Origin of the sequence: Vallitalea guaymasensis, assembly GCF_018141425.1 — a bacterium.
GTDB classification, from domain to species: domain Bacteria; phylum Bacillota; class Clostridia; order Lachnospirales; family Vallitaleaceae; genus Vallitalea; species Vallitalea guaymasensis.
The window spans coordinates 4513139-4537350 of the sequence record NZ_CP058561.1 but is presented as its reverse complement, the minus strand read 5'-3'; the positions used below and the strand labels follow the sequence as shown (position 1 = coordinate 4537350).

Sequence of the window (24212 nt, the reverse complement as noted above, 5' to 3'; positions counted from 1 at the left end):
AAGGCAAGTGATTTATGTCACTTTACCCTGACCCCCTCTACCATAATTCTATATCTCTCTACCTATTATTCTTAATATGATTAATCAACCCATCAGCCTTAATAATCTGCTGCATAAATTCCGGAAAAGCTTCCCCCTGATATGATTTATTCTTAGTCACATTAGTTATCATACCACTATCAAAATCTACTTCAACTTCATCTCCAGCCTCAATACCTTTTACAGCCTCATCACATTCAAGAATTGGAAGCCCGATATTAATGGCATTTCTATAGAATATCCTTGCAAAAGTACTAGCTATAACACAAGATATTCCAGCCGCTTTTATTGATATTGGAGCATGCTCTCTTGAAGAACCACATCCAAAATTCTTATTGGCAACCATGATGTCGCCTTCTTTAACATTTTTTACAAAATCTCCATCTATATCTTCCATACAATGAGCCGCTAACTCTTTTGGCTCAGTTGTGTTTAGATATCTTGCTGGAATTATTACATCTGTATCTACATTATCGCCGTATTTAAAAACTTTACCTCTAGCCTTCATCTAATCACCTCTACGCATATTATTATTTTTTTATTCTTAATATTCTAATTAAATCAATTTCTTCTTATCTGCTTATATTGATCTATATTATTTATTTTATAATTCTTCTGGTCCAGCAATTCTTCCAAGTATAGCAGATGCTGCCGCTACAACTGGACTTGCAAGATATACTTCTGACTCTACATGACCCATTCTACCAACAAAGTTTCTATTAGTAGTAGCTACTGCTCTTTCACCTTTTGCAAGGATACCCATGTGTCCACCAAGACATGGTCCACAAGTAGGAGTACTTACAACAGCTCCAGCTTCTATAAATGTTCTGATTAAACCTTCATCCATAGCTTGAAGATATATTTTTTGAGTAGCAGGGAAAACGATAGTTCTTATACCTTTTGCTACTTTTTTACCTTTTAATAGTTCAGCAGCTGCTCGTAGGTCTTCTATTCTACCATTAGTACATGAACCAATGACAACCTGATCAATCTTAACCTCTCCTACTTCATCAATAGTACGAGTGTTATCAGGAAGATGTGGGAAAGCTACTGTAGGTCTAAGTTCATCTAGTTTTATTTCATATACAGCATCATACTCAGCATCTTCATCAGCTTCATATACTTTATATTCTTTGCTAGAGTGATCTTTGACATATTCTAATGTCTTTTCATCAACAGGGAAGATTCCATTCTTTCCACCAGCTTCTATAGCCATGTTAGCCATACTGAATCTGTCATCCATTGATAGATGTTCAAGTCCATCACCAACGAATTCCATTGATTTATATAGAGCACCGTCTACACCGATAAGACCGATAATGTGTAAAATAACATCTTTACCACTTACCCATTTAGCTGGTTTACCAGTCAATACGAATTTTAATGCTGAAGGAACTTTGAACCAACATTTTCCTGTAGCCATTCCAGCAGCCATATCAGTACTTCCGATACCTGTAGAGAATGCACCAAGAGCACCATAAGTACAAGTATGTGAATCAGCACCTATTACGACATGACCTGGTACAACCAATCCTTTTTCTGGAATCAATGCATGTTCAATTCCCATTTCTCCAACTTCAAAATAATTCTCAACTTCTTTATCAAGAGCGAATTCTCTTACACACTTACATTGTTCAGCTGCTTTTATGTCTTTGTTTGGTGTAAAGTGGTCAGGTACTATTGCAACCTTAGTTTTATCAAAAACCTTATCTACACCTATTTTCTTGAATTCCTTTATCGCAACAGGTGTTGTAATATCATTACCAAGCACCAAATCAAGATTAGCTTCTATTAATTGCCCAGCCTTTACTTCTTCTAGACCAGCATGAGCAGCTAAAATCTTTTGAGTCATTGTCATTCCCATTTATATGTCCTCCTTTTGATATATCTATTTCACTTAATTTTTTTTACTATTTTATCATTTAATTGTTACCACTAGTATTTATAATCTTATAACTCTTTATTAATTATTTTTATATATAAGCTTTAATCTTTTTTGTCAGCTCTCTAAGTAACTTGACCTCGATTGAATCAATTAAAGCTATTAGACTTGCATTAATGATGTCTGTTGAAACACCTACTGTTGACCATTCATGCTTTCCGTCTGTGGATGATATAAGTACTCTAACTTTAGCGGCAGTAGCTTCTTTTGTATCTAGAACCCTTACCTTGTAATCAGTTAAATGTACTTTTTTAAGTTCTGGATAGAATACTTCCAAAGCTTGTCTAAGTGCTTTATCCAATGCATTTACAGGTCCATCACCTTCTGCAGCTGCCATTTTGATCTTATCATCAACCTTTACTTTGACCATAGCAAAAGCAGTCAGTTCTCCATTATCATTAGGTTTTTCACCTATTGTTTTAAAATTCTCCAACTTGAAGAATGGTTTATATTTACCTAAGTTCTTTCTTATAATTAATTCAAATGTACTTTCTGCACCTTCAAATTGATAGCCTTCATGCTCTAACTCTTTTAATCTATCCATTATCTGTATTGTTTCTGGAGAATCTTTCTTAACGTCTGGAGCAACTTTTTGTATTTTCTTAAGGATAGTACTTCTACCCGCTACTTCTGACATCAAGAATCTTCTTTCGTTTCCAACAATCTCAGGATTGATATGTTCAAATGATTTAGAAGCCTTGTTTACACCATCAATATGCATTCCGCCTTTGTGTGTGAAAGCTGCTCTACCAACATAAGGTTCTTTATCATCTAAGGAAACATTAGCTATTTCAGCCACTTTTCTAGCTATATCAGTAATTAGTTCCAAGTTTTCTTCATTAATGCATTCATAGTCATTTTTAACCTGTAGATTACCGATAACTGTTGATAAATTAGCATTACCACATCTTTCTCCAAAACCTATATATGTTCCTTGAACCTGCTTAGCACCAGCAAATACTGCCATAACACTATTTGCAACTGCCATACCGCAGTCATTATGACAATGGATACCTACTTCTGTTTTATATTTGTCTACAACCAATTTGGTAATCTCATAGATTTCATTAGGCATGCAACCACCATTGGTATCACAAAGAACTAAACTATCAGCTCCACCGTCAATTGCAGTTTTTAAGGTCTTCATAGCATACTCAGGATTTGCCTTATATCCATCAAAGAAATGTTCAGCGTCATAGACAACTTCTTTACCCTTTTCTTTGAAAAATGCTAGAGTATCCTTAATCATATTTAGATTTTCTTCTAATGTAGTATTTATAATATCTGTAACATGGAAATCCCAACTCTTACCGAATATTGCCACTACTGGAGAATTAGCTAAAAGCAGTGACTTGACATTAGCATCATCTTGAACTTTAATATTTCTACGCCTTGTGCTTCCAAAGGCAGTTAATTTAGTGTTATTTAATTCAATACTTTTAATACGTTCAAAAAATTCCAAATCCTTAGGGTTTGACCCTGGGTTGCCTGCCTCAATGTAGGAAACACCTAGTTCGTCAAGAGCTTTTACTATCTTAATTTTATCTTCAACCGAAAAGGAAATCCCTTCAGCTTGAGCACCATCCCTAAGGGTGGAATCGTAGATTTTTATGTTTTTTTCCAACTGATATTCCCTCCTATATAATAGACAACTTAATACAATATCCCTATCAATCATCTTAGTGCAACTTCAATAATTTTAGTGAGCATCTTATACTATATTTTGTAAGTTTTGTATAATTTTGCCCTCAATTTTTTTAGTAAAAAGGTCGGTTAATAAACCGACCATATATTAGTGTTTATTAATTACTTCATCCAGCTCATCATTTTTCTAAGTTCTTTTCCAACTTTTTCGATTTGATGATCAGCTTCTATTCTTCTTCTAGATCTAAATGCTGGACGATTAGCTTTGTTCTCTAAGATCCAGTTTCTTGCAAAAGTACCATCTTGGATTTCTGCAAGTACTTTCTTCATTTCTTTCTTGCTGTCTTTATTAATGATTCTCTTACCAACTGAGTAATCTCCGTATTCAGCAGTATCACTAATAGAATATCTCATGTATGATAATCCACCTTCATTGATAAGGTCAACGATAAGTTTCATTTCATGACAACATTCAAAATATGCACTTTCTGGTTGGTATCCAGCTTCAACAAGTGTTTCAAAACCAGCTTTTATAAGTTCTGATACACCACCACAAAGTACTGCTTGCTCTCCGAATAAGTCTGTTTCTGTCTCTTCTTTGAAAGTTGTTTCAAGAATACCGGCTCTTGCTCCACCAATACCAGCTGCATAAGCAAGTGCTAAATCTTTAGCTCCATTAGCATCTTGGTATACTGCGATAAGACAAGGAACTCCTTTTCCTTCAACATATTGACTTCTAACTGTATGTCCTGGTCCTTTTGGAGCTACCATGAAAACATTTACGTCTTCTGGAGGAACGATTTGTCCGTAATGAATATTGAAACCATGAGCAAATACTAATGAGTTTCCAGATTCTAAGTTAGGTTCAATACTTTCTTTATATAAATCAGCTTGCTTTTCATCGTTTATTAAAATCATGATTACATCAGCTTGTTTTGCCGCTTCAGCAGCTACAGCAACTTTTAAACCAGCATCTTCAGCTAATTTCCATGATTTACTTCCTTCATATAAACCAACAACTACTTCTACACCTGATTCATGAAGATTCAGTGCATGAGCGTGACCTTGACTTCCGTATCCGATGACTGCTACAGTTTTTCCTTCTAATAATGATAAGTTACAATCCTTTTCATAAAACATTTTTGCCATTTTTATTTCCTCCTATTTTTTCTTTATTTAAGTTAGGGATGGGTTAAAATAAATTCATCTATATATAATACAATGTACGTATCGGACATTTTTCACTATGATAAATGATATTTTAGCCTTTACCTTAGCTAATCAATATATTGTTTTATTTCTTTGCTGCCTCTTTCAAGTGCTGTAAGTCCTGTTCTAACAATTTCTTTGACTCCATAAGGTTCAACTAAGTCAAGAAAAGCATTTACTTTATTTTGATCTCCTGTAATCTCAACGGTCAGGGTTTCACTTGAAACATCTATTATGTTAGCTCTAAAGATACCAACTATTTCTATGATAGCTGCTCTGTTTCCATCTTTGGCTGATACCTTGATAAGAGCTAACTCTCTGTACACAGATTCTTCTGGTTTGAGTTCTATTATATGTATAACATCAACTAATTTATTTAGTTGTTTTGTTATCTGGTCAATAATTAAATCATTACCTCTAGCTACAATAGTCATTCTAGAAAATTCTGGATTTTCAGTTACCCCAACAGATAGACTGTCAATATTGTACCCTCTTCTACTAAATAGCCCAGCGACTCGACTCAACACCCCAGAATGGTTTGTAACTAAAACTGATAATACGTGTCTATTCATAATTATTCCTCCTTCCAGATTTTATATGTTTACTAAGCAATGAATTTTATCATTTTAATAAATCAATGTACTAAATAATTAAATTAAACTACCACATTTCTAATGAAAGTTTTACTCTTGTACATTTCATTCTCATTAGTAACATAATTAATTTTATATATAAAAACGCCCCTACAGAATAAACTGTAGGGACGAGGAAACCACGCGATACCACCCTAATTGTCTCTATACTAAAAGACCACTCAAAACAGGTTCTAACAAACCCTAGCCTATAACGGGGCTCCCCGGCAACCACCTACTCTAATTTCAATGGTCCTGCTCAAGAGTGATGTATATTCTTGCAGTAGTACTGATTCTCACCAACCATCAGCTCTCTACAACTACATATGCAAATTATACGTCTCTATCACTGCATTTATCAGACAATTCATTTTCGATTGATAGTATTATACCAAGATAAAGTATCCGTGTCAAGCGTTTAATGATGTTTTTTTGTATTTATTTCAAAAAGCTTCATGGTAATTTTATACTTTTTAATGTATATTTATAAATATAGGATAACTCATGAGTTATCCTATTACTTTTTATTCCTAGTACAAATAAATGCACATAATCATTATTCATTTAAATTAATATCCCATTTTTTAATGTTAAAATTTTATCTCCTCGCTTTGCCACTTCATGATCGTGAGTCGCCAATATAACTGTTTTATCATATTTCTTGGATAATTCAACTAGAAGATCAATAACTTTATTGGAATTATCGTAATCCAGATTACCTGTTGGCTCATCTGCAAAGATTACTTCTGTCTCAGCTACCAAGGCTCTGATTATACTAACTCTTTGCTGTTCCCCTCCTGAGAGGGTACTGATCTTCTTATTTCTTTTATCAGTAAGTCCAACTGCTTCAAGAAGTCTATTGATCTTATCTGTATAATCTTTCACATCTTTCTTGGCTAATAAAAGAGGTAAATATATATTCTCTTCAACTGTCAATGCATGCAGTAAATTATAGAATTGAAATATGAAGCTAAAATTATTGCATCTTATCTTACTAAGTTCCTTATCATTTTCTTTCGAAAAATCAGGAAGTCTTGAACCATTAAAATACACTTCACCAGTATCATAAGCATCCAATCCGCTTAGTATATACAGCAAACTGCTTTTTCCAGAACCAGAAGCCCCCATAATACAAGTAAAACTTCCTTTTGGAAAATCAATACTTACGTCTCTTAGGACAACTTGACTATCTTCTCCTATTTTATAACTTTTACATATGTTTTTCGCAGTTATAATATTATCCATATTCTTCACCTCTTCCTTAGTCTTCTTTTAGAATACTTATGTAATCTTTATTTTTGTACTCATGGGCTTTAAAACATATCATGATGGTAAATAAGCAAAAAGCATAGAGTAATATTCCTAACGATGTTTTTATATCAAATGAATACATTGATACTTTACTCATCCCAGATGTGAACATAGCCACATCTACAAAACATGGTGTAATCAAATAGCCTGTCAAAAGACTTAATATCAATCCCGTTGTAATAATGATTAACCCTTCTATTATAATGTTCTTGGAGAGAGTCTTTCTATTGGCTCCTAAACTAAACAACATAGCATATTCTCTCTTTCTTTTTTCCACAAATATATTTATTGAATTAATTACCGTATAGATAGCTATAGTCGTCATGAACAATAGAATATATTCTATATATTGAGTATTCTTGATTGCATTTTTCTTGAATCTATCTCTCAAAACTTCTTTGGACAACATGGATGGCTGGATGACCAATCCTGTCTTCAGTATATTTTCTATTTCATTGTATAAGGCTTCTTTGTCGTAACCATCCTTGAATTTTACTGTCAATAGATTGATTTTTATATCAGGATAAAGATCTTTATTCAGATAAACAACATTACCCATATATTCATTGGAATCACAGATTCCTATTACATTCAAATTCAATACTTTATCCACATCTTCCAGTGGCAGTACATCTCCTGTCTTGATGTCTCCTTTTAACTTGAGACCTTCTCCTATAATAACATTATTCTTACCACTCTCATATGCTTCATAAATCTTCTTACTGTCTCCTCCATCTATGAAATCATAATTGAAGAAAGTCTGAAAATCCTCTGAGTCAATGAAATAAGCTACAATGTTATTTCCTTGTATCTGCAAATACTGCTTAGCGCCTTTTTCCAACCTCTGAACTCCATCAATACTTTCAATCTCCTTGATCTTTTGTTCTATGGTATCTTCATCCGTATATATATCATTTATAAAAATATCACCATTATATTGATTCTCAAATTTATTAGCCGAATCTACTCTCACATTATGGAAAACACTGTACATCCCAATCTGAAAAGCTATGACAGTGATTATCGTCCCCAACAAACCTCTTACCTGCTTCTTATTGATGACTACATTCTTGAATGACAAGAAGAAGTTGACATATCTCTTTCCTCTTAAAAATTTGGATATGAACCCTAATATATGAGGTGAGATATATTGAATTCCATATAGTATGGATGTTACAAACAATATATTTAATATACTAAGTTTCAATCCATCAAAATAATCATCAGCCAAGTATCTTAGGCTGAACAAACAAATAAAACCAATACCTATCAATAGACTTCTTCTAGAATTATACTTTTCTTCATCAAAATTGTTTTTCTTGTATTGATTCAACATTGTAATAGCTGTCAAATCCTTCATCTTATTTATTTGAATAATCATTGTCCAATAAGGAATGACAATGGCTATGATAATACATGTATAGATACTATAATCTGTAGGCAGCTGAAAATGGAAACTATCATATTGTATAAATATGGATAGATTGCCAGCTAGTATACCTATGACAACACCACTTACTAATCCGATCATACCTAAAATCAGACTATAATACTTGAATATCTTTGTAGCTTTTTGCGTACTTAAACCCAATGTTCTATAGAAACCTATTTGAGAAATGAAATCATTCAATATGATACTGCTAAAATTGAATAATATTCCCCAAGTGACAGCTGCTAAAGCAAGCAAGACAAATATAACCGCATATACAAATGATGAAGTCATAGTTTTCCTTGTGAGATTCTTGTGTTCCAACACATTGATAACAGATATATCTGGATTTTCTGTTTTTAGTTTTTCAACGGTTCTAGATACACTTTCTCCTTCAGCGATATCTAGGAAATATAGATTCCTATTATGTATATCCATGTTGGATTCAATCTGTTGTATTGGTATATAAGCCTTAATGCTTTCCTTGTTGCCAAATTCATATATGGATTTTTTATTTATGGTTCCAGTATATTCAAAAGAATACTCGGCATCACCCACTTCAATATCTATTGGATTACCATGATTATAACCAAGTAACTCCTCTGCTGTTTCTGTCAGATAAAGATTATTAGTACCAGCTTCATTGAAATTATCAATTTTCACATCATTTATTAAAGGATAAGTATCAAAATCCAGCCCATAGATATAGACAATGTTACTACCTGCTTTTGCTTCAAATACACATCCTTCAGATATATTATCAACCTTGATGTCTAACAATATATTATCTACATCTATTTCCACATCATCAAAATTGTACAATATGATATCCGTATTTCCATACTTCTCTTCTAAGTTTATCTCCAAATCCTCAAAAGAATAATCAAGATACATGAAAGTAGTCATTGTCAAAACTATCAACATGAATATACAAATAATCATTCCTATACTAATTGATTTTTTTTGTTTCATGATCTTGTACGCAAGTTTAATCATTTTTCTCACCCTTATTATATATTTTGATACAATCTAAATAAATGTTTGAACACCTTTTATGATTTCAATAACTACGTCTTTAATCCATAGGAACATAGAGACAAAACTTCCAATCAGAAAAACAGTACTGATTACCATATAAGTCAATACAAATTTATTTTTTATCTTTGCAACCTTCTGTCTCTTGAAAACATTAATTATAGTTTTCCACAAATTGAGTCTAAGGGAATCTATCCCAAAAGTGTTGGTAAGTATGAAATAGCCATCATTGGATATGAAAGGGCTACAATTCAAAAGTATGAAATATGTATTTACCACACTGAATTTTACCATTATGTCATAAGCCATTTGGTTCATATCTATCACACATATTGATGCCAGTGATAAAAGTAAAAGAAATACATTTGTCTTCAACCCAGCAGATAAAACCCGTATCTTCTTTTTATACTCTAGCTGCATGAGTTTAGAATATTTCGTATAGTACATAGGTATAAATTTCACATATAAAACCATATAGAACTGAATATCTCTCAACCCTACATTTATAGCAGCAAAAACATGGGCAAATTCATGTATTAGTATAATTACAATAGCAACCAACATACTTATTACAAAACCCTTAATTGATGAATTATCGTAAACAAATACACTACCTCTGATATGCATTAATTTGTCTATGTTAAATAATATAATACCAATAAATACTATACTTAATATTTTAAACAATATAGATAACTTTGACAAGACTTTTATTATTCTGACTATAGTTTTTGGTATCTCATCTACTTCAAAGTTTAGAATATCAGTACTTATCATATTGACCTCGTTGTTAGGAGATAGATTGATAGTATTCTCCATCAACCCCTTCTTGCTAAGGTTTTCATAGAGATTGTTCACATCAATTTTCTTATGCATCTTGTTAATAAGGTAATCTTCAATTTCTGAAAAGGTATAATTTTTTTCTTGGGTCAGCTTATATATTTTTTCAAGAATCATATATTGACTCTTATTTACTGATATATAACTTTCTTTTTCCTGACTACCTACTAGATATCTGGTTTTATTAAAGGGCAATTTATCTTCTAGAAAAAAAATATCGTTGGTATATTTGAATACACCTTCACTCATAAAAATCCCCTTTCTTATCTACAGTATTATAATATGTATCACTTGCATACTACACTTTGTTTCCCTCGTTTGAAGTAAGCTGAGCACTTTCTTATGTTCTTATTGAATACTTCCATTTCTGATTCATTCTTTTTCAATAATAATAAACGCTTGATTACATAATCAATTGTAAAATCCACAATAAAACATCTAGATTTTATTACGCTATTGATAACTCCATTACTGATAAGACTTGAACCAGCACACCATAAGAAACATAGTTTGTTATTGACACATTTTTTACACTCTGTAATATGATTACGATTATTTTCTCTTTTGAGATATTCCAATTTATCATTACTAAGGTCTAATCCACCATTCACATTTCCTATAGGATGATGTCTTCTTTGATAGAAAAGATGACATGGATAGAACTCACCTTCTGGATTGGTGAAAACTGTTCCATAACCTGCTCTACAAAATCTATTATATCTTTTTGTAATCAGATTAATGAAAACACCTAAAAAATGTGCAGGCGGCATAGCTTTCATGTCAGGATCTAAAAGTAAATCCATATAGTAATCATAGATACCTTTATAGAACTCTGCCAAATCTCCCAAAACCTCTTGGTCTTCTACTGAATATTCTGGGTCCTTACTATCAACTGGAAAAATATATACAGTATCAAAACCAAGCTCATATAATTGTTCTGTATAATGATATCCCCATTCTCTCAGGTCTTCTTTACCTTGGAGATGTTTTTTATGGATAGTGCACTCTGCATATAGAGGAAATTCTCTTCCATATTTTTTGAGTAGAGTTAGATTCTCTTCAATTTTATCAAAGCTGCCTTGTCCGTTAATAAATACTCTAGCGCTATCATGAAATTCTTTCAGTCCATCAATACTTACTGAAATAGAAATATTATGTAGATTAAAAAAATCTATTATTTCTTCGTTCATGATAGTTCCATTAGTGATGATAGAATATTTTGGGGGAATTATATCCTTTTTTTCACATATTTCATTAACCCTGTTTACTGTGGCTTTTATTGTTTTATAATTCAACATTGGTTCGCCACCAAAGAAACATATTAGTGATACACCTTCTTCATATTTATCCAAAATAGCCATAAATGTTTTAATGCAATCATCCTCTGTCATCTGTATCTTGGAGTTTTCACTATCATAAGTACCTTTTGAAACCATGCAATAACTGCATGCCAAATTACATCTTTCTATTACATTGAATATCAATCCTCCAAGCCTATCACTTTTTTCATATGTATTGACCATCTTGATTTTCTCTAGATCAAGATTTAACATTTTAATTATGTCCTCTTCATTTAGCTTTTCTATATTAGATGCCATTTGTTGTCCAATCTCTATAATACTATTGTAGGATGGCAGATATAACGCACTCTTTTCTTCATTAACCTCAACTAATTTAAAGTTATTGATGATGCTCGCCCCTTTCTAATATATATTGAAGGAATAAGTTTAATCATAAAAAACAAATCAATTTTATTTTTCATCAGTATTTGTAATTATGTATATGTTCAGCAATTAACAACTTCTTCATTTACCAATTAGTTCATGAAGATTGAATACTACTAATTAATATCTAATTTAATAATATTACTTATTTAGCAGCTTCGTCGCAACCACATACTGTGCCACCGATACCTGCACAAATTACCTCTTCAAGATCTCTTAACTCATTAAACTCAACTACTTCAAAACTTTCTTTAAAATCTTCAGTTTTAGTGATATCAAATTTATCCATGTTTATCCTCCTTTTTTATATTTATGTTAAACTTATTCCGTTCAAACAAATTAATTCAGCATACTCTTAGTATTGCTTTTTATTGATGAAAATACCTGTACTTCATTTTTATATAATTCATCTATTATACCAATTAGTTTTGATATAAATTTTACTGGGTGCTTATTGTAAATATTGTTATTAACGTTATACAGATATCTAGAAAATTCTCTCCAGATATTCCCGATTTCCTTAATGGCTTTTCCGTCTTTCTTCAATTTATCTTCATTATATATATCACCTAGATAATCCAAAGCTATAGCTAACTCTTTTCTAAATCCTGTATTAGAACCTTTTAGAAAGAATAGTCTCATTATATCCAATTTCTTGCATAGTCTTTCTTTTACTACCTCTCTGGTCTCGTCATCTTCTAATAACTTTATTGATTGTAACAATTCCTGCTTGAGAGCCAATAATGAACTACATCCTAAGGTTCCACATATTTTCTTTTCATCATTAATCATATAACCTTCATATTGTTTTAGATACTCTTCACTTACCTCATACAGCTTCTTAAGAGCCATATACTCATAATCCATATTTTTATCAGCTTCTTTGGAGAGTTTTAAGAAGTATACCTCTTCATACAATTTATTCTCCAAAAATGTATTATACTTAATAGATATATTCTTTCCACCTTGATCAATGATATTAAGCACAAAACACTCCTTGGCATCGTCATATCCTATAATCAACCCAAGTGAAGAATTATTCACCAGAGATTTATATATGTCTTCAGAGGAAGAATCTATGGGCTTCTTTCTCATGAATAATCTTTTTTCACGATTCACATATATGTTCCCATCATAATAAATGGCTAATATTTCATTATTATCAATGCATTCTCTTATTTTATTGATGTCAATCCTATCCGGTTTGTTTAATTCTATATGAAAAACATCCATTAATTCTTTGTCACAAAAGATATTGTAGGGATTCAGAAACCATAAAAACGTATCATTATATTTCTGTACTCCAAACTGCAGCAAATCACTGACTCCCAGCAGATACAGCAACCGATAATCAATACTGATATTGTTTAACAACAAGTAATGATATATAGTCATTATTTTACAATGCAACATTGATTCAGTCATTTCTTGCGGTAATAGATTTGCGTTTTTAATCGCTTTCATAAGTTCACCATCTTTCTTGTGATTCTATAGATTAATCAATTCCCCAGCTTTCATTAGCTACTCTCATGTATAGCTCAGGGGACACAATCTTGGATAATAACAATTTTGTTTCTTCTGATATAGAACCTTGATTACAATATTCCACTCCAGCTTTTTCTATAGAATCCAAATATCTGTCTATCTTTACTTTGTATGAAGATATATTGAACAGTTCACTTTCTGTACATATGATCTTAGTGACTTTTTCTCCATATAAAATACGGAATTGTTCAATAACCGCTTCACAATTATTGGTCTTAGAATAAAAACCACATGAACATATCATTACATACTTATGGTGCGCCCTCTTATACCTATGTGCATGTACACAACCTCCATCATTACGTTCTAACATAGTAGGTAAATCTATGGGCAACAACCTTTCCAAGTACAATTTCAACTTAGATGGCATTCCAAAGGCATATATAGGGAAACACCATATGACTATGTCAGCATCCAAAAATTTCTCTATTAATGTAGTCATATCATCTTTTATCACACATACACCTGGTTCATTGTTCCAACAATAATAACAGCCTTTACAATAGTTGATATTGCAATCATATATATTTACTATTTCAACTTCATGTTCATTTTTGTAATTAAGTCCCTTTGTAAAACTAGATGCAATCTTTAGGGTTTTGCTTTCACTTGCTCTAGGACTTCCGTTTAAAATTAATATTTTCATATATACCCTCACTTACAAAAAGCTCACTTATCTTTTTGTCCATATTGTTAAACATCCACTCTAGAATCCTAATATAACGCTTCTCTATTCCATCTATGAACTCTCTGGAATACAATCTTTCCTTGTATTTTATCTCAAATCGTACATTCTTATTGTTAGACACACCTGTAAAATAAATAGGATATACCTCAGGTGTATTAGGAGTTTCTATAGTTGTTATCAATCTGTTATCATGTTTTATTTTTGTACTATAATCCGAAATGAAATTAAATACTATGTTGAATAACTCTCCGACTATGAGATCTACAAAATTCATACTTCCATACAGATCATCCAAACACAGATTACCATGCTTGAATACATCTATGAATTCTTTTCTATATTTAATTAAGAATTCTTCAATACTCAATTCTTCATCAATAATATATCTCAATGGAACAAATTTAGTGAACAATCCTATAACAGGTGATTCAGTATAAGTTTCATCATCTCTTCCCATTACATATGTACCAAAAATTATATCCTTTTTATTGATATAAGAACTAAGTAATATGGAAAAAGCACCTGTAAAAAAATTGAACTCTGTAATACCTAGTTGTTCACAAGTATCCCTCAATCTTTTTATACGCTGGCTATCTATGAAAAAATATCTTACCAAAAATCTTTCATTACTCTGTGCCTCCATAGGTCCGTTGGTTTTATCTGATCCTATGCATTGTGAACTTGGTCTACCTGCCAGATATTTCTTCCAGAAAGCTACACTTTTTTGATTCTTATTATTTTTCATCTGGTCAAAATAATGATAGGCATTATTTTTGATAGCAGGTAATTCTAAGTTATTATAATAGGCAAATAAATCTTTAATGAATATTCTTAGTGAATACATATCAAATACTAGATGGTGTACATTAAATACCATAATTTGTTGTCCATCCCTATCTTCCAATAATATCAACTGAAGCAATGGCAGTTTTTCAATATTGAATTCAATAGCATAATCAGTGATATCAATATTTTTAATGGATGTGTTTGCTTCAATATATCTAAAGTATTTAATATTTGTTGGATCATTAAGTTGCATTCTATATTTTTTGCCTTGAGATTTGAAGGTTGTCCTAAACATTTCATGCCTATGAATCACCTTGTTTAATGCATTTTCAATAGATTCATGATTAATATATTTATCAGATTTTATTTTATACACCATATTATACGGTGGTATAGTCTTTATATTTTGTCGTTCATGTCTTATTTTTATTTCTGGTTCACTCTCTATTAATATTTCCTGCATTTTAGTTACTTCTAGATTATCGGTATTAGTTTTTTCAACTTTTTCATATATTGGCGTATCATCCAATTTAGCCTCAATGCCTGCCGCAATCTCCATGATACTATCACTTCTGAAAATATCGTATATATCAAGGACCACTCCCCATTTATCGTACACATACTTGTTCAATTGAAATACAATCAATGAATCGCCGCCAACTCTATGGAAATTATCATTAAGGGATAATTCACTTATTTCCAAAACATCTTTACATATATCTAAGAACTCTTCATAAAAACTGTTCACTTGCAGTTCTTTTTCTCTTGGTTTCAAAGAATATGCCTTATAATCTGGCAAAACATTTTTATCCAACTTGCCATTTACATTCTCCTTAAACCCTTCAACTGGTACGAAGTATGATGGAATCATATAATAGGGCAAGACTTCTCTAAGAGAATCTTCCATTCGTTTAAGAGTCCAATCGGCATTTGACGTATAATAAGCTGCAATGAATCTTTTTTTGCCTTCACTGACAACTATTGTTTTAGCACGTATAATACCTTCAAGTTCCTCCATCTTGGATTCTATTTCTGATAGTTCAATCCTATATCCTCTTAATTTGATCTGTTCATCATTTCTGCCTATGTATTCCACATATCCATCACTTGTCCATCTTGCTATATCACCTGTCTTATATATTAATTGAGATTCATCGTATGAATTAGTAATGAATGCTTCTTTCGTTAGCTTTGGTTGTTTGATATACCCATTGGATAGACCATCCCCTCCAATATACAAGTCACCTTCAACACCTATAGGACACAAATTCAATTGTTCATCCATAATATATAGCTTAGTATTATATATAGGCTTACCAATCAACATTTTATCCATGTTATAAATATTATCATTGTTGATTTCAAACACTGTGGAATAAACACAAGTCTCTGAAGGACCATAATAATTCATAATCTTACTTTGGTAACTTTTTTTATGTTTAAAGAATCTTCTAGCAAGAGATATTGGTAAAGCTTCTCCTGCACATAGAATATAGGGTATAGGATAATATTCATTATCATTCAGCTCATTATAATATTCTACCTGTAAATCTAATCTAGTAGGAGTCATATCCGTACAATATATATTATTTTCACGAAAAAACTTATCCAACAACCTGCAAGACAGTTTTATTTCATCTGGTACAACCTCTAGTGCATTACCTGTCAATAAAGCAAGAAAAACCTGCCCTAGAGATGCATCAAATACAAAGGGAGCTACAACTGCTATTCTTCTCTCAATATCATCAGGTAATAATCTATCTTTCATAGAATTGATCAAGTTTATTATGCTGTAATGCCTTATACCAATACCTTTTGGTTGCCCAGTAGTACCTGACGTGAAAATAATATAGGCTAATTCATTCTTTTCTTCCGATTCTTTCTCCTTTGATTTTTCTTTCTCAATATAACCATTGGACAGCTCAGCATAATTAAAAACCCTATTATTGATCTTATTAGCATTAATATGTTCATTCTCCTTAACAATAAGCGCTTTTGCATCACTTACTTGAAGAATTGTATTGATTCTAGCAATTGGATACAACTTACTTAGAGGTATGAACGTACAATTATGCTTAAGTATACCTACTATGGATATGATATACTCATCTGATCTTTCCATATATATTCCAACTGCACTGCCTTTTTCTATACCTTGAGCATGAAGGCTATAAGCTATATTCTCAGCCAACCTTTTTAGTTCATAGTAAGTGTATTCCCTATGTTTATATCTTAAGGCACATCTATTAGGATACAATTCTACCATTTCATCAAAACGCTCATTTATTCTTTGATTTCTATCATAAGGCACATCAGTCTCATTGAATTCTTCCAATAGCCTATTTAATTGTCTTGATGAATCCAATATAGTATCAGCCATATATACTGCCTCCTTTCAATTATCACTCATATGTTTTAGGCAGTATAACCACCATCAATAACAATTGTTGCTCCATTTACATAAGATGATTCCCCTGAAGCTAGGAACATTGCTACTGACGCAACTTCTTCAGGTTTCCCATAACGTTTCTGGGGTATATTCTTGATGATAATATCTCTGTTAGGTATAGAATCAGTCATGTCCGTCTCAATGTATCCAGGTGCTATAGCATTGACTCGAATATTCTTACCTCCAATTTCTCTAGATAAAGCTTTAGTGAATCCAATGATAGCTGCCTTAGAAGAGCAATAATTGGTTTGTCCAGCTACACCATGCAATCCAGCCACGGAACTTACATTTATTATATTTCCACACCTATTCTTAATCATATTAAGAATCACTTGGCGAGTAATATTATAGGTGCCAAAGAAATTCACATCCATAACACTCTTCCAGTCATCAGAACTTTGCATCAGCATAATTCCATCTTTTGTGATTCCTGCATTATTTATAAGAACATCTATCTTACCTGTTTGTTTGATTATACTTGTGATAGCATGTTCACATTCTTTTTGATTAGTTATATTGCATTTTATCATCTCGCAAAAACAACCTTCGTCTCTAACCTGTTTCACTACCGTTTCTGCTTCATCCACATTTTTTGAATATATGAAAAAGACTTTTCCTCCTTCTTTTGAAAAAGCTTTCACAATGGCTTTTCCTATACCTCTATTACCTCCTGTAACCACTATAACTTGATTATCAAATTTACCACTCACGATTAATCCCTTCATTCTCAATGTTTTTTATGGCATCTTAATATAACACTCATTACACTTCCATATTCCGAGTAGCCATTTACTAAAACGTACTTATAATTATCCTTAGTGTTTTGCCTATTTATATTGATTGAATCAATGTCTTCTCCACAATTAAAAACCTTAGGTATTTCTTGTTTTTGTAGAATACATATTGCAGCAGCTATATTCATGTTGAGATTACATCCTAGTGTATCCCCAAAAATACCTTTTATAGAAATGACAGGGGGATTTTTTTCAAAGCAATTCTTGATGGCTATTGCTTCAGAATGATCTATTGTGGGATGTTCTCCTGCAGCACTAACAATACAATCAATCTCCTTAGCTGATACCTGAGCATTCTTAAGTGCTGAATCCATTGCCTCCTGGAACTCTTTATTTTCAAAAGTGTATAATCCATCATTTTTTTCTGTTGATTTCCTGTGAACTCCTATACCACATATTTCACATAATATGGTTTCATCTGTTACATATTTGGAATCAGCTTTTTCAATAATCAATGTTACCAGAGCTTCTTTTAAGTAAATCCCTCTTGGCTCAACAGAATAAGGTGAACAATCACCTGATCCATTATTATTGGTGAAGGGTAGATTGTTATAGTAATCCAATATATTATCTATATAACAATCATATGACCCACAGAATATCATATCTGTATTACCGTTTTTCAAGGAATTATAGGAATATCCAATGGGATTCGAAGACTGCAAATGCATACTTGTCCCTTTTAGTTTATATTCCATTGTCACCCCTGCTATACAAGAATTTCCCACTGTTGCAGCAAAAATGATTGGACTTACATTATTGATTCCTTTTGTATATACCGTATCCAAGACATTCAATGTACTGTCCAGACTAGCAGAGAATGTAGAATATATAGTTCCAATATCGTATGGATCATACTCAATCTGGTCTAAACCTCTATTACGATATGCTTGTGTAGAAGAAATGAATGCCGCTACCGACGTTCTATTCATTCTACGGGTTTTTCTATAAAAAGGTGTTTCCAACTCACTTAAATCTATTTGTTGTTTATATATATTGTCACTGCATGTATCATATAATTGGTCTTTGAATTCATCAAAATTGTTAGTCATTGGTGTTATAACATCTACACCCGTCACATAGATAGAACTATTCATGGTTATCCTCCTTGACAATATATGATAATTTTCCTTCAGCCACTTTTTCATCCTCCACATGACAATATCCTTGTACAGTTATGTAATTATCTACCTTGCTCAATAATTCTACTCTAATCATTAGCTTGTCACCTGGAAAGACACTTCGTATAAATTTCATTTGTTTTACTGTTACAAGGTATCCTAAGCCATCCTCAATTGTGGGTTTCTCATTATTTTCTTCTTTCATGAACATGAATGAACTGACTTGTCCCATTGCTTCAATAATCAAAACCCCAGGGAAAACTATTTTCTCGGGATAGTGTCCTTGTGTCCAGGGTTCATTATAGGATATGTTTTTAAAACCTACTACATATTCCATGTATTTTGACTCAATAATACCATCTACCATAATAAAAGGGTAACGGTGCTTTACGTTTGATAAAATATCCATAGGTTACCTCCTTATATGTACTTACAAATACCTATTGAAGCACAATTACCAGCAAATGCAAATGAGTTGGAAATACACAGGTCAAATGGTATTGATTGTTCTTTGGCGGTTACCAACTCTATATGATTCATTGGCAAAGGTTTATCTACAGAAATAGATAAGGGCATTTGTCCATGTTTTTGGCATAATACACAGATTGCAAGCTCTATGGCTCCAGCTGCACCTAAACAGTGTCCTAACATTGATTTAGAAGAAGACATCCAAGCTTTTTCTGTTCCCGATTTTCCTTCTATCAACCTCTCTATAGCGCTGATTTCCATAGGATCATTAGCTGATGTTCCTGTTCCATGGGCATTGATATATAATATATCTCCATCTTCAAATGTATATTCTGATATCACATTTTTCATACATTCATATGCTCCCGCTCCATTTGGGTCTGGTGCAGTAATATGATAGGCATCATTTTTGGAATCATACCCAAACACTTCAGCATATATCTTGGCACCTCTAGCCAACGCATGTTCTTCACTTTCCAGTACGAAAAAAGCTGCGGCTTCCCCTATATTCAATCCTTCTCTGTTCTCATCAAAAGGCTTGGTAGGTTTGCTTGACATATTCTGCATTGAATTAAATCCACTAATACTCGTATCACTAAAAACATCTACACCGCCTGCAATGGCAACATCTACACCACCAGACCTTATTGATTCAAAAGCATTACCTACAGCCATTGTCCCTGATGCACAAGCTGTATTTATGACATAGACATCTCCACGGTTCCCTAATTGTTCATTCAACTGATATATGTATCTGCCATCATTATAATCCAGAACACTTTTATCAAGCTCATCTTGGCTTTCTAATTGTTTTTTCATTTGTTTTTCAAGAGGCAAGGAAGCTAATACAGATGTCCCTAATGAAAAAATTGACCGAGATCCCAGAGAACTGATATATTCTTTTGACAGCCCTGAGTCATTGAAGATTTCTTTTATAGCCAAATCGCATATGTATAGATATTTATCTATACCTTTATAATCACAAGTAATCTCACCTGCATATAGTGAGGATATACCAATATCTTTTAATTTATCAGTATTCTTGATACCTGTTTTTCCCTCTATACTGCTTATGTATAATTCATTGGCGTTCCATGCATTGGATGATACGACTCCTACTCCTGTTACAACAACTTTTATCATTACACTACTCACTCCAGTTCAGTTTTATTTTGGATAATATAATCGACTAATGTATTTACTGAATAAAATGCAGTAGAACTATTTTCCGGACTTAATTTGATCTCATACAATTGCTGAATACCTACCATAATCTCCAAGGCATCAACAGAATCCAGTCCGATATCCTCCAACTCGCTCTCCCTATTAGGGTTAGTAAATAGAGGTGCGTCATTATCAATGTCTTCGGGTTTCATTCTTAACATTAATCTCTCCACCAACATTTCTTTGACTTCCTTTTGAGTTTTTTCTTTATTCACTTGTATTCCACCTTTCTCATATACATATGGTTTATCGTCTATACCATATTATATATATATTATAATATATTAATTGTGCTTGATTTACTAATGATGTTTTAGTCACGATGTAAATAAATTGGTATATGATTTTATTTTGGAAAATTAATATTTAAAATAAAGAATATTGTTACTTAAGCAATGGCATTATTCATGCTTTTGTTAACATATAAAAAAAGAGCTTGTACTAATGAATTTGATTCCATTAAGATATATATAATAATATACATCATCTTTGATGTTATTTTCTTATAATTTAACATATTTTTAATAATATGTCAACTTTTTAGACATTAATATTGTAAATACTATTTTAATATAATATAGTTATGATTTATTGATATTTTTTTACTTTATTTTCTTTTTAGCGACTTTACACTAATATTAATTAAACTTTTTTATTTGTTTATTATAATATTATAATTAATTACAATGAAATCAATTTATAATATTTTTAATATTGTACAAATTTTATTTTAGTATAAGATAATTCGACCACAGATAAATAAACTCATACCCTACTAAGAATTTAATATATAAATAAAATCATCTTCTCCCTGCTTATAAAGCACTTGGAAAAAGATGATTTTAAAATTATTAATTATCTTATTTTATTTAGTCAATTGATGTGCTAGCTTTACAGCCATATTAGCATCTTCGCTATAACCGTCTGCCCCAATTTCCTTGGCATAGTCATTAGTTATTACTGCTCCGCCAATAATTACTTTTGACCTTAGTCCTTTTTCTTTCACTAGTCTAATGACATTTTCCATTTCCAACATAGTTGTTGTCATTAGAGCCGATAAAGCTATAATATCAGCATCAACTTCTTTTGCTTTTTCTACGATTACTTCTTTTGCCACGTCTTTACCTAGATCAATAACTTCAAATCCGTGATTTTTCAACATCAAGGCTACCAGATTCTTGCCAATATCATGAATGTCACCTTTTACTGTTGCGATTACAACTTTTTTCTTTTGTTTAATTTCCTTACTCCTACCTTTTTCAAGTAGAGGGTCCAGATAGTCCATAGCAACTTTCATAGTTTCTGCACTCATAATCAATTGAGGCAAGAAATAAGTCTTTTCTTCAAATAATTCTCCGACTTTTGTAATAGCTGGAATAAGATATTCTTTAATGATGACTTTTGGTAAATCACCATTGTCTATAGATTTTTTTATATTATCCAGTATAGTTTCTTTTTCTCCATTTACAACCATGTGAAATATGGCTTGTTTAATATCTATTTCCTCATTAGTATCTACACCCGCTATTTCTTTACTCTTAGTTTTTTTCTCTTGTTTACTGAAGGATTCAATATATGTAAGGCTGTCCTTGTCTCTCATCGCTAGAACATCAGATGCCCTCATAATATTCATCAACAGTTCATCTGAAGGATTGGCTATTGCCATTGTGAGCCCTTTTCCTATACCCATAGCTAAAAAAGCTGTATTGATGAGCTTCCTTTCAGGCAAACCAAAAGAGATGTTTGATAATCCAACAATAGTTCCTGTACCAAATTCTCTGGAACACCATTCAATTGTCTCTAGAGTCAACGCAGCCGCTTTGCTATTAGAAGCTATTGTTGTAACTAATCCATCAACGATAATATCTTCTTTTTGATATCCTAATTCTCTTGCATGAGAATATACTGTATTGATTATTTCGTGTTTTTCATCAATACTTTTAGGTAATCCTTTATCACTAAGAGGTAATAAAATAAACATAGCACCATATTTTTTGGCTATAGGCAATAGTTTATCAATCTTATGCTGTTCTAATGATATGGAATTCACCAAAGCTCTACCTGGGTAAATCCTAAGCCCTGCTTCTATAGCATCAATATTGGAAGAATCAATGCATAGAGGTACTTTTACAAAAGTTGATAATTGTTCTATGGCTTGTTTCATTATATCAACTTCATCAATACCATTCATTCCTACATTTACATCAAGTACCCTAGCTCCTTTTTCAATCTGCTCATGAGCAAGGGAAACCACATAATCCATATTTTTATTTCTTAGGTGTTCTTGTAGTTTCTTCTTCCCTGTTGGATTGATTCTTTCCCCAACAATAATGGTTGGATTATTTCCACCTATAGTTACAGATTTACGCTCAGAGGTTAGAATACTTCCTTGTCTATCCGTCCACATCCTGATATCAATATCTTTCACTTTATCTTTCAATTTGCTGATAAATGTCTTTGTTGTACCACAGCATCCACCAATAATATTAGCTCCTGCTTCTGCTAACAATGTTCCATAATGGGAGAATTCATCTTCATCCATATCAAATACAGTTTCACCGTTTTCGTATTTTGGCAATCCAGCATTAGGCTTAACTATCAACGGTACTTTGGCATATGGTTTCATGGCTTTTACGATATCTATCATATCATTTGGTCCTGTCGAACAATTACAACCTACTGCATCAGCACCAAGATTCTGAAGAGTTATCAATGCTGTCACTGGGTCAGTACCATTAAGCGTATAGCCACTTTTTTCATAAGTCATGCTGACCATAACAGGCAGGTCACAAGTCTCTTTGACAGCTATCAGTGCGGCTCTTGCCTCATTAATGTTCATCATGGTCTCAATGACAAATAAATCAACACCAGCCTCCACCAAAGCCTTAACCTGAGGTTTATAAGCATTGACAATGTCTTCAAAATGATAATTGCTTAGTGGATATATCTGTGCTCCTGTTGGTGATAAATCTCCTATGACCCACACATCATCTCCAACTGCTTCTCTTGAAATCCTAACCAATTCTTTGTTCATCTCCACAAGCTGATCTTCTAGACCAAATTCAGCTAGTTTTATAGAATTACAGCCAAAAGTACAAGCATAAACTGCTTTTGAACCAGACTCTTTATACCCTCTCTGAATATCTATAATGACTTCTTTGTTATCAATAACCCATTTTTCTGGGCACACCCCTCTAGGCATACCTCTTTTCTGTAACTCTGTTCCTGTAGCACCGTCTAGGATTAATATGTTTTTTTCCAGATACTCTTTAAATTCTCTTTTCGTCATAAGAAATCAAACCTTTCAAAACTTATATATAAGTCAATTTTAT

Annotated in this window: 19 protein-coding genes and 1 other annotated feature; all 19 genes read right to left on the bottom strand. The window is 32.3% G+C overall.

Annotation, left to right across the window (positions count from 1 at the left end):
- Nucleotides 1–58: 58 nt before the first annotated feature.
- The gene (gene leuD / locus HYG85_RS19425) at nt 59–547 is read right to left on the bottom strand and encodes a 3-isopropylmalate dehydratase small subunit (protein ID WP_113671332.1); all 489 of its coding nucleotides are present in this window, start codon (nt 545–547) and stop codon (nt 59–61) included.
- A 96-nt stretch (nt 548–643) separates the two neighbouring features.
- Nucleotides 644–1903, bottom strand: a complete 1260-nt coding sequence (gene leuC / locus HYG85_RS19420) for a 3-isopropylmalate dehydratase large subunit (RefSeq protein WP_212691059.1) — start codon at nt 1901–1903, stop codon at nt 644–646.
- A gap of 109 nt (nt 1904–2012) precedes the next feature.
- Nucleotides 2013–3605, bottom strand: a complete 1593-nt coding sequence (cimA, locus tag HYG85_RS19415) for a citramalate synthase (RefSeq protein WP_242986370.1) — start codon at nt 3603–3605, stop codon at nt 2013–2015.
- Between the two features lie 182 nt (nt 3606–3787).
- Nucleotides 3788–4774: a ketol-acid reductoisomerase gene (gene ilvC / locus HYG85_RS19410; protein ID WP_113671335.1), complete on the bottom strand. Its 987-nt coding sequence runs from the start codon at nt 4772–4774 to the stop codon at nt 3788–3790.
- A 128-nt stretch (nt 4775–4902) separates the two neighbouring features.
- Complete coding sequence (gene ilvN, locus HYG85_RS19405) at nt 4903–5406, bottom strand: acetolactate synthase small subunit (RefSeq protein ID WP_212691058.1); 504 nt, start codon at nt 5404–5406, stop codon at nt 4903–4905.
- A gap of 184 nt (nt 5407–5590) precedes the next feature.
- Nucleotides 5591–5825: a binding site (T-box leader), on the bottom strand.
- A gap of 205 nt (nt 5826–6030) precedes the next feature.
- Nucleotides 6031–6711, bottom strand: a complete 681-nt coding sequence (locus HYG85_RS19400) for an ABC transporter ATP-binding protein (protein WP_212691057.1) — start codon at nt 6709–6711, stop codon at nt 6031–6033.
- Between the two features lie 16 nt (nt 6712–6727).
- Complete coding sequence (locus HYG85_RS19395; protein WP_212691056.1) at nt 6728–9202, bottom strand: ABC transporter permease; 2475 nt, start codon at nt 9200–9202, stop codon at nt 6728–6730.
- A gap of 33 nt (nt 9203–9235) precedes the next feature.
- Nucleotides 9236–10330 (bottom strand): hypothetical protein, encoded by a 1095-nt coding sequence (locus tag HYG85_RS19390; protein ID WP_212691055.1) that lies wholly within the window; start codon nt 10328–10330, stop codon nt 9236–9238.
- A 38-nt stretch (nt 10331–10368) separates the two neighbouring features.
- On the bottom strand, nt 10369–11679 hold the full coding sequence (locus HYG85_RS19385; protein WP_212691054.1) for a radical SAM/SPASM domain-containing protein: 1311 nt from the start codon (nt 11677–11679) through the stop codon (nt 10369–10371).
- Between the two features lie 271 nt (nt 11680–11950).
- On the bottom strand, nt 11951–12094 hold the full coding sequence (locus HYG85_RS19380) for a hypothetical protein (protein WP_193774335.1): 144 nt from the start codon (nt 12092–12094) through the stop codon (nt 11951–11953).
- Between the two features lie 50 nt (nt 12095–12144).
- Complete coding sequence (locus HYG85_RS19375) at nt 12145–13269, bottom strand: hypothetical protein (protein ID WP_212691053.1); 1125 nt, start codon at nt 13267–13269, stop codon at nt 12145–12147.
- A 31-nt stretch (nt 13270–13300) separates the two neighbouring features.
- Nucleotides 13301–13996, bottom strand: a complete 696-nt coding sequence (locus HYG85_RS19370) for a flavodoxin family protein (protein ID WP_212691052.1) — start codon at nt 13994–13996, stop codon at nt 13301–13303.
- Complete coding sequence (locus tag HYG85_RS19365) at nt 13965–17204, bottom strand: non-ribosomal peptide synthetase (protein WP_212691051.1); 3240 nt, start codon at nt 17202–17204, stop codon at nt 13965–13967. The genes HYG85_RS19370 and HYG85_RS19365 overlap by 32 nt, the downstream gene beginning before the upstream one ends.
- Nucleotides 17205–17239: 35 nt before the next feature.
- Complete coding sequence (locus HYG85_RS19360; RefSeq protein WP_212691050.1) at nt 17240–17983, bottom strand: 3-oxoacyl-ACP reductase family protein; 744 nt, start codon at nt 17981–17983, stop codon at nt 17240–17242.
- Between the two features lie 17 nt (nt 17984–18000).
- Entirely contained in the window at nt 18001–19164 is a 1164-nt protein-coding gene (locus tag HYG85_RS19355; protein ID WP_212691049.1) for a beta-ketoacyl synthase N-terminal-like domain-containing protein, read from the bottom strand.
- Nucleotides 19157–19597, bottom strand: coding sequence for a 3-hydroxyacyl-ACP dehydratase FabZ (gene fabZ / locus HYG85_RS19350; RefSeq protein ID WP_212691048.1), 441 nt, complete (start codon nt 19595–19597; stop codon nt 19157–19159). Before fabZ ends, HYG85_RS19355 begins: the two co-directional genes overlap by 8 nt.
- Nucleotides 19598–19608: 11 nt before the next feature.
- Nucleotides 19609–20799 (bottom strand): beta-ketoacyl-[acyl-carrier-protein] synthase family protein, encoded by a 1191-nt coding sequence (locus tag HYG85_RS19345; RefSeq protein ID WP_212691047.1) that lies wholly within the window; start codon nt 20797–20799, stop codon nt 19609–19611.
- Nucleotides 20800–20807: 8 nt separating this feature from the next.
- Nucleotides 20808–21095: an acyl carrier protein gene (locus HYG85_RS19340; protein ID WP_212691046.1), complete on the bottom strand. Its 288-nt coding sequence runs from the start codon at nt 21093–21095 to the stop codon at nt 20808–20810.
- A gap of 650 nt (nt 21096–21745) precedes the next feature.
- On the bottom strand, nt 21746–24169 hold the full coding sequence (locus HYG85_RS19335) for a homocysteine S-methyltransferase family protein (RefSeq protein ID WP_212691045.1): 2424 nt from the start codon (nt 24167–24169) through the stop codon (nt 21746–21748).
- Nucleotides 24170–24212: the final 43 nt, after the last annotated feature.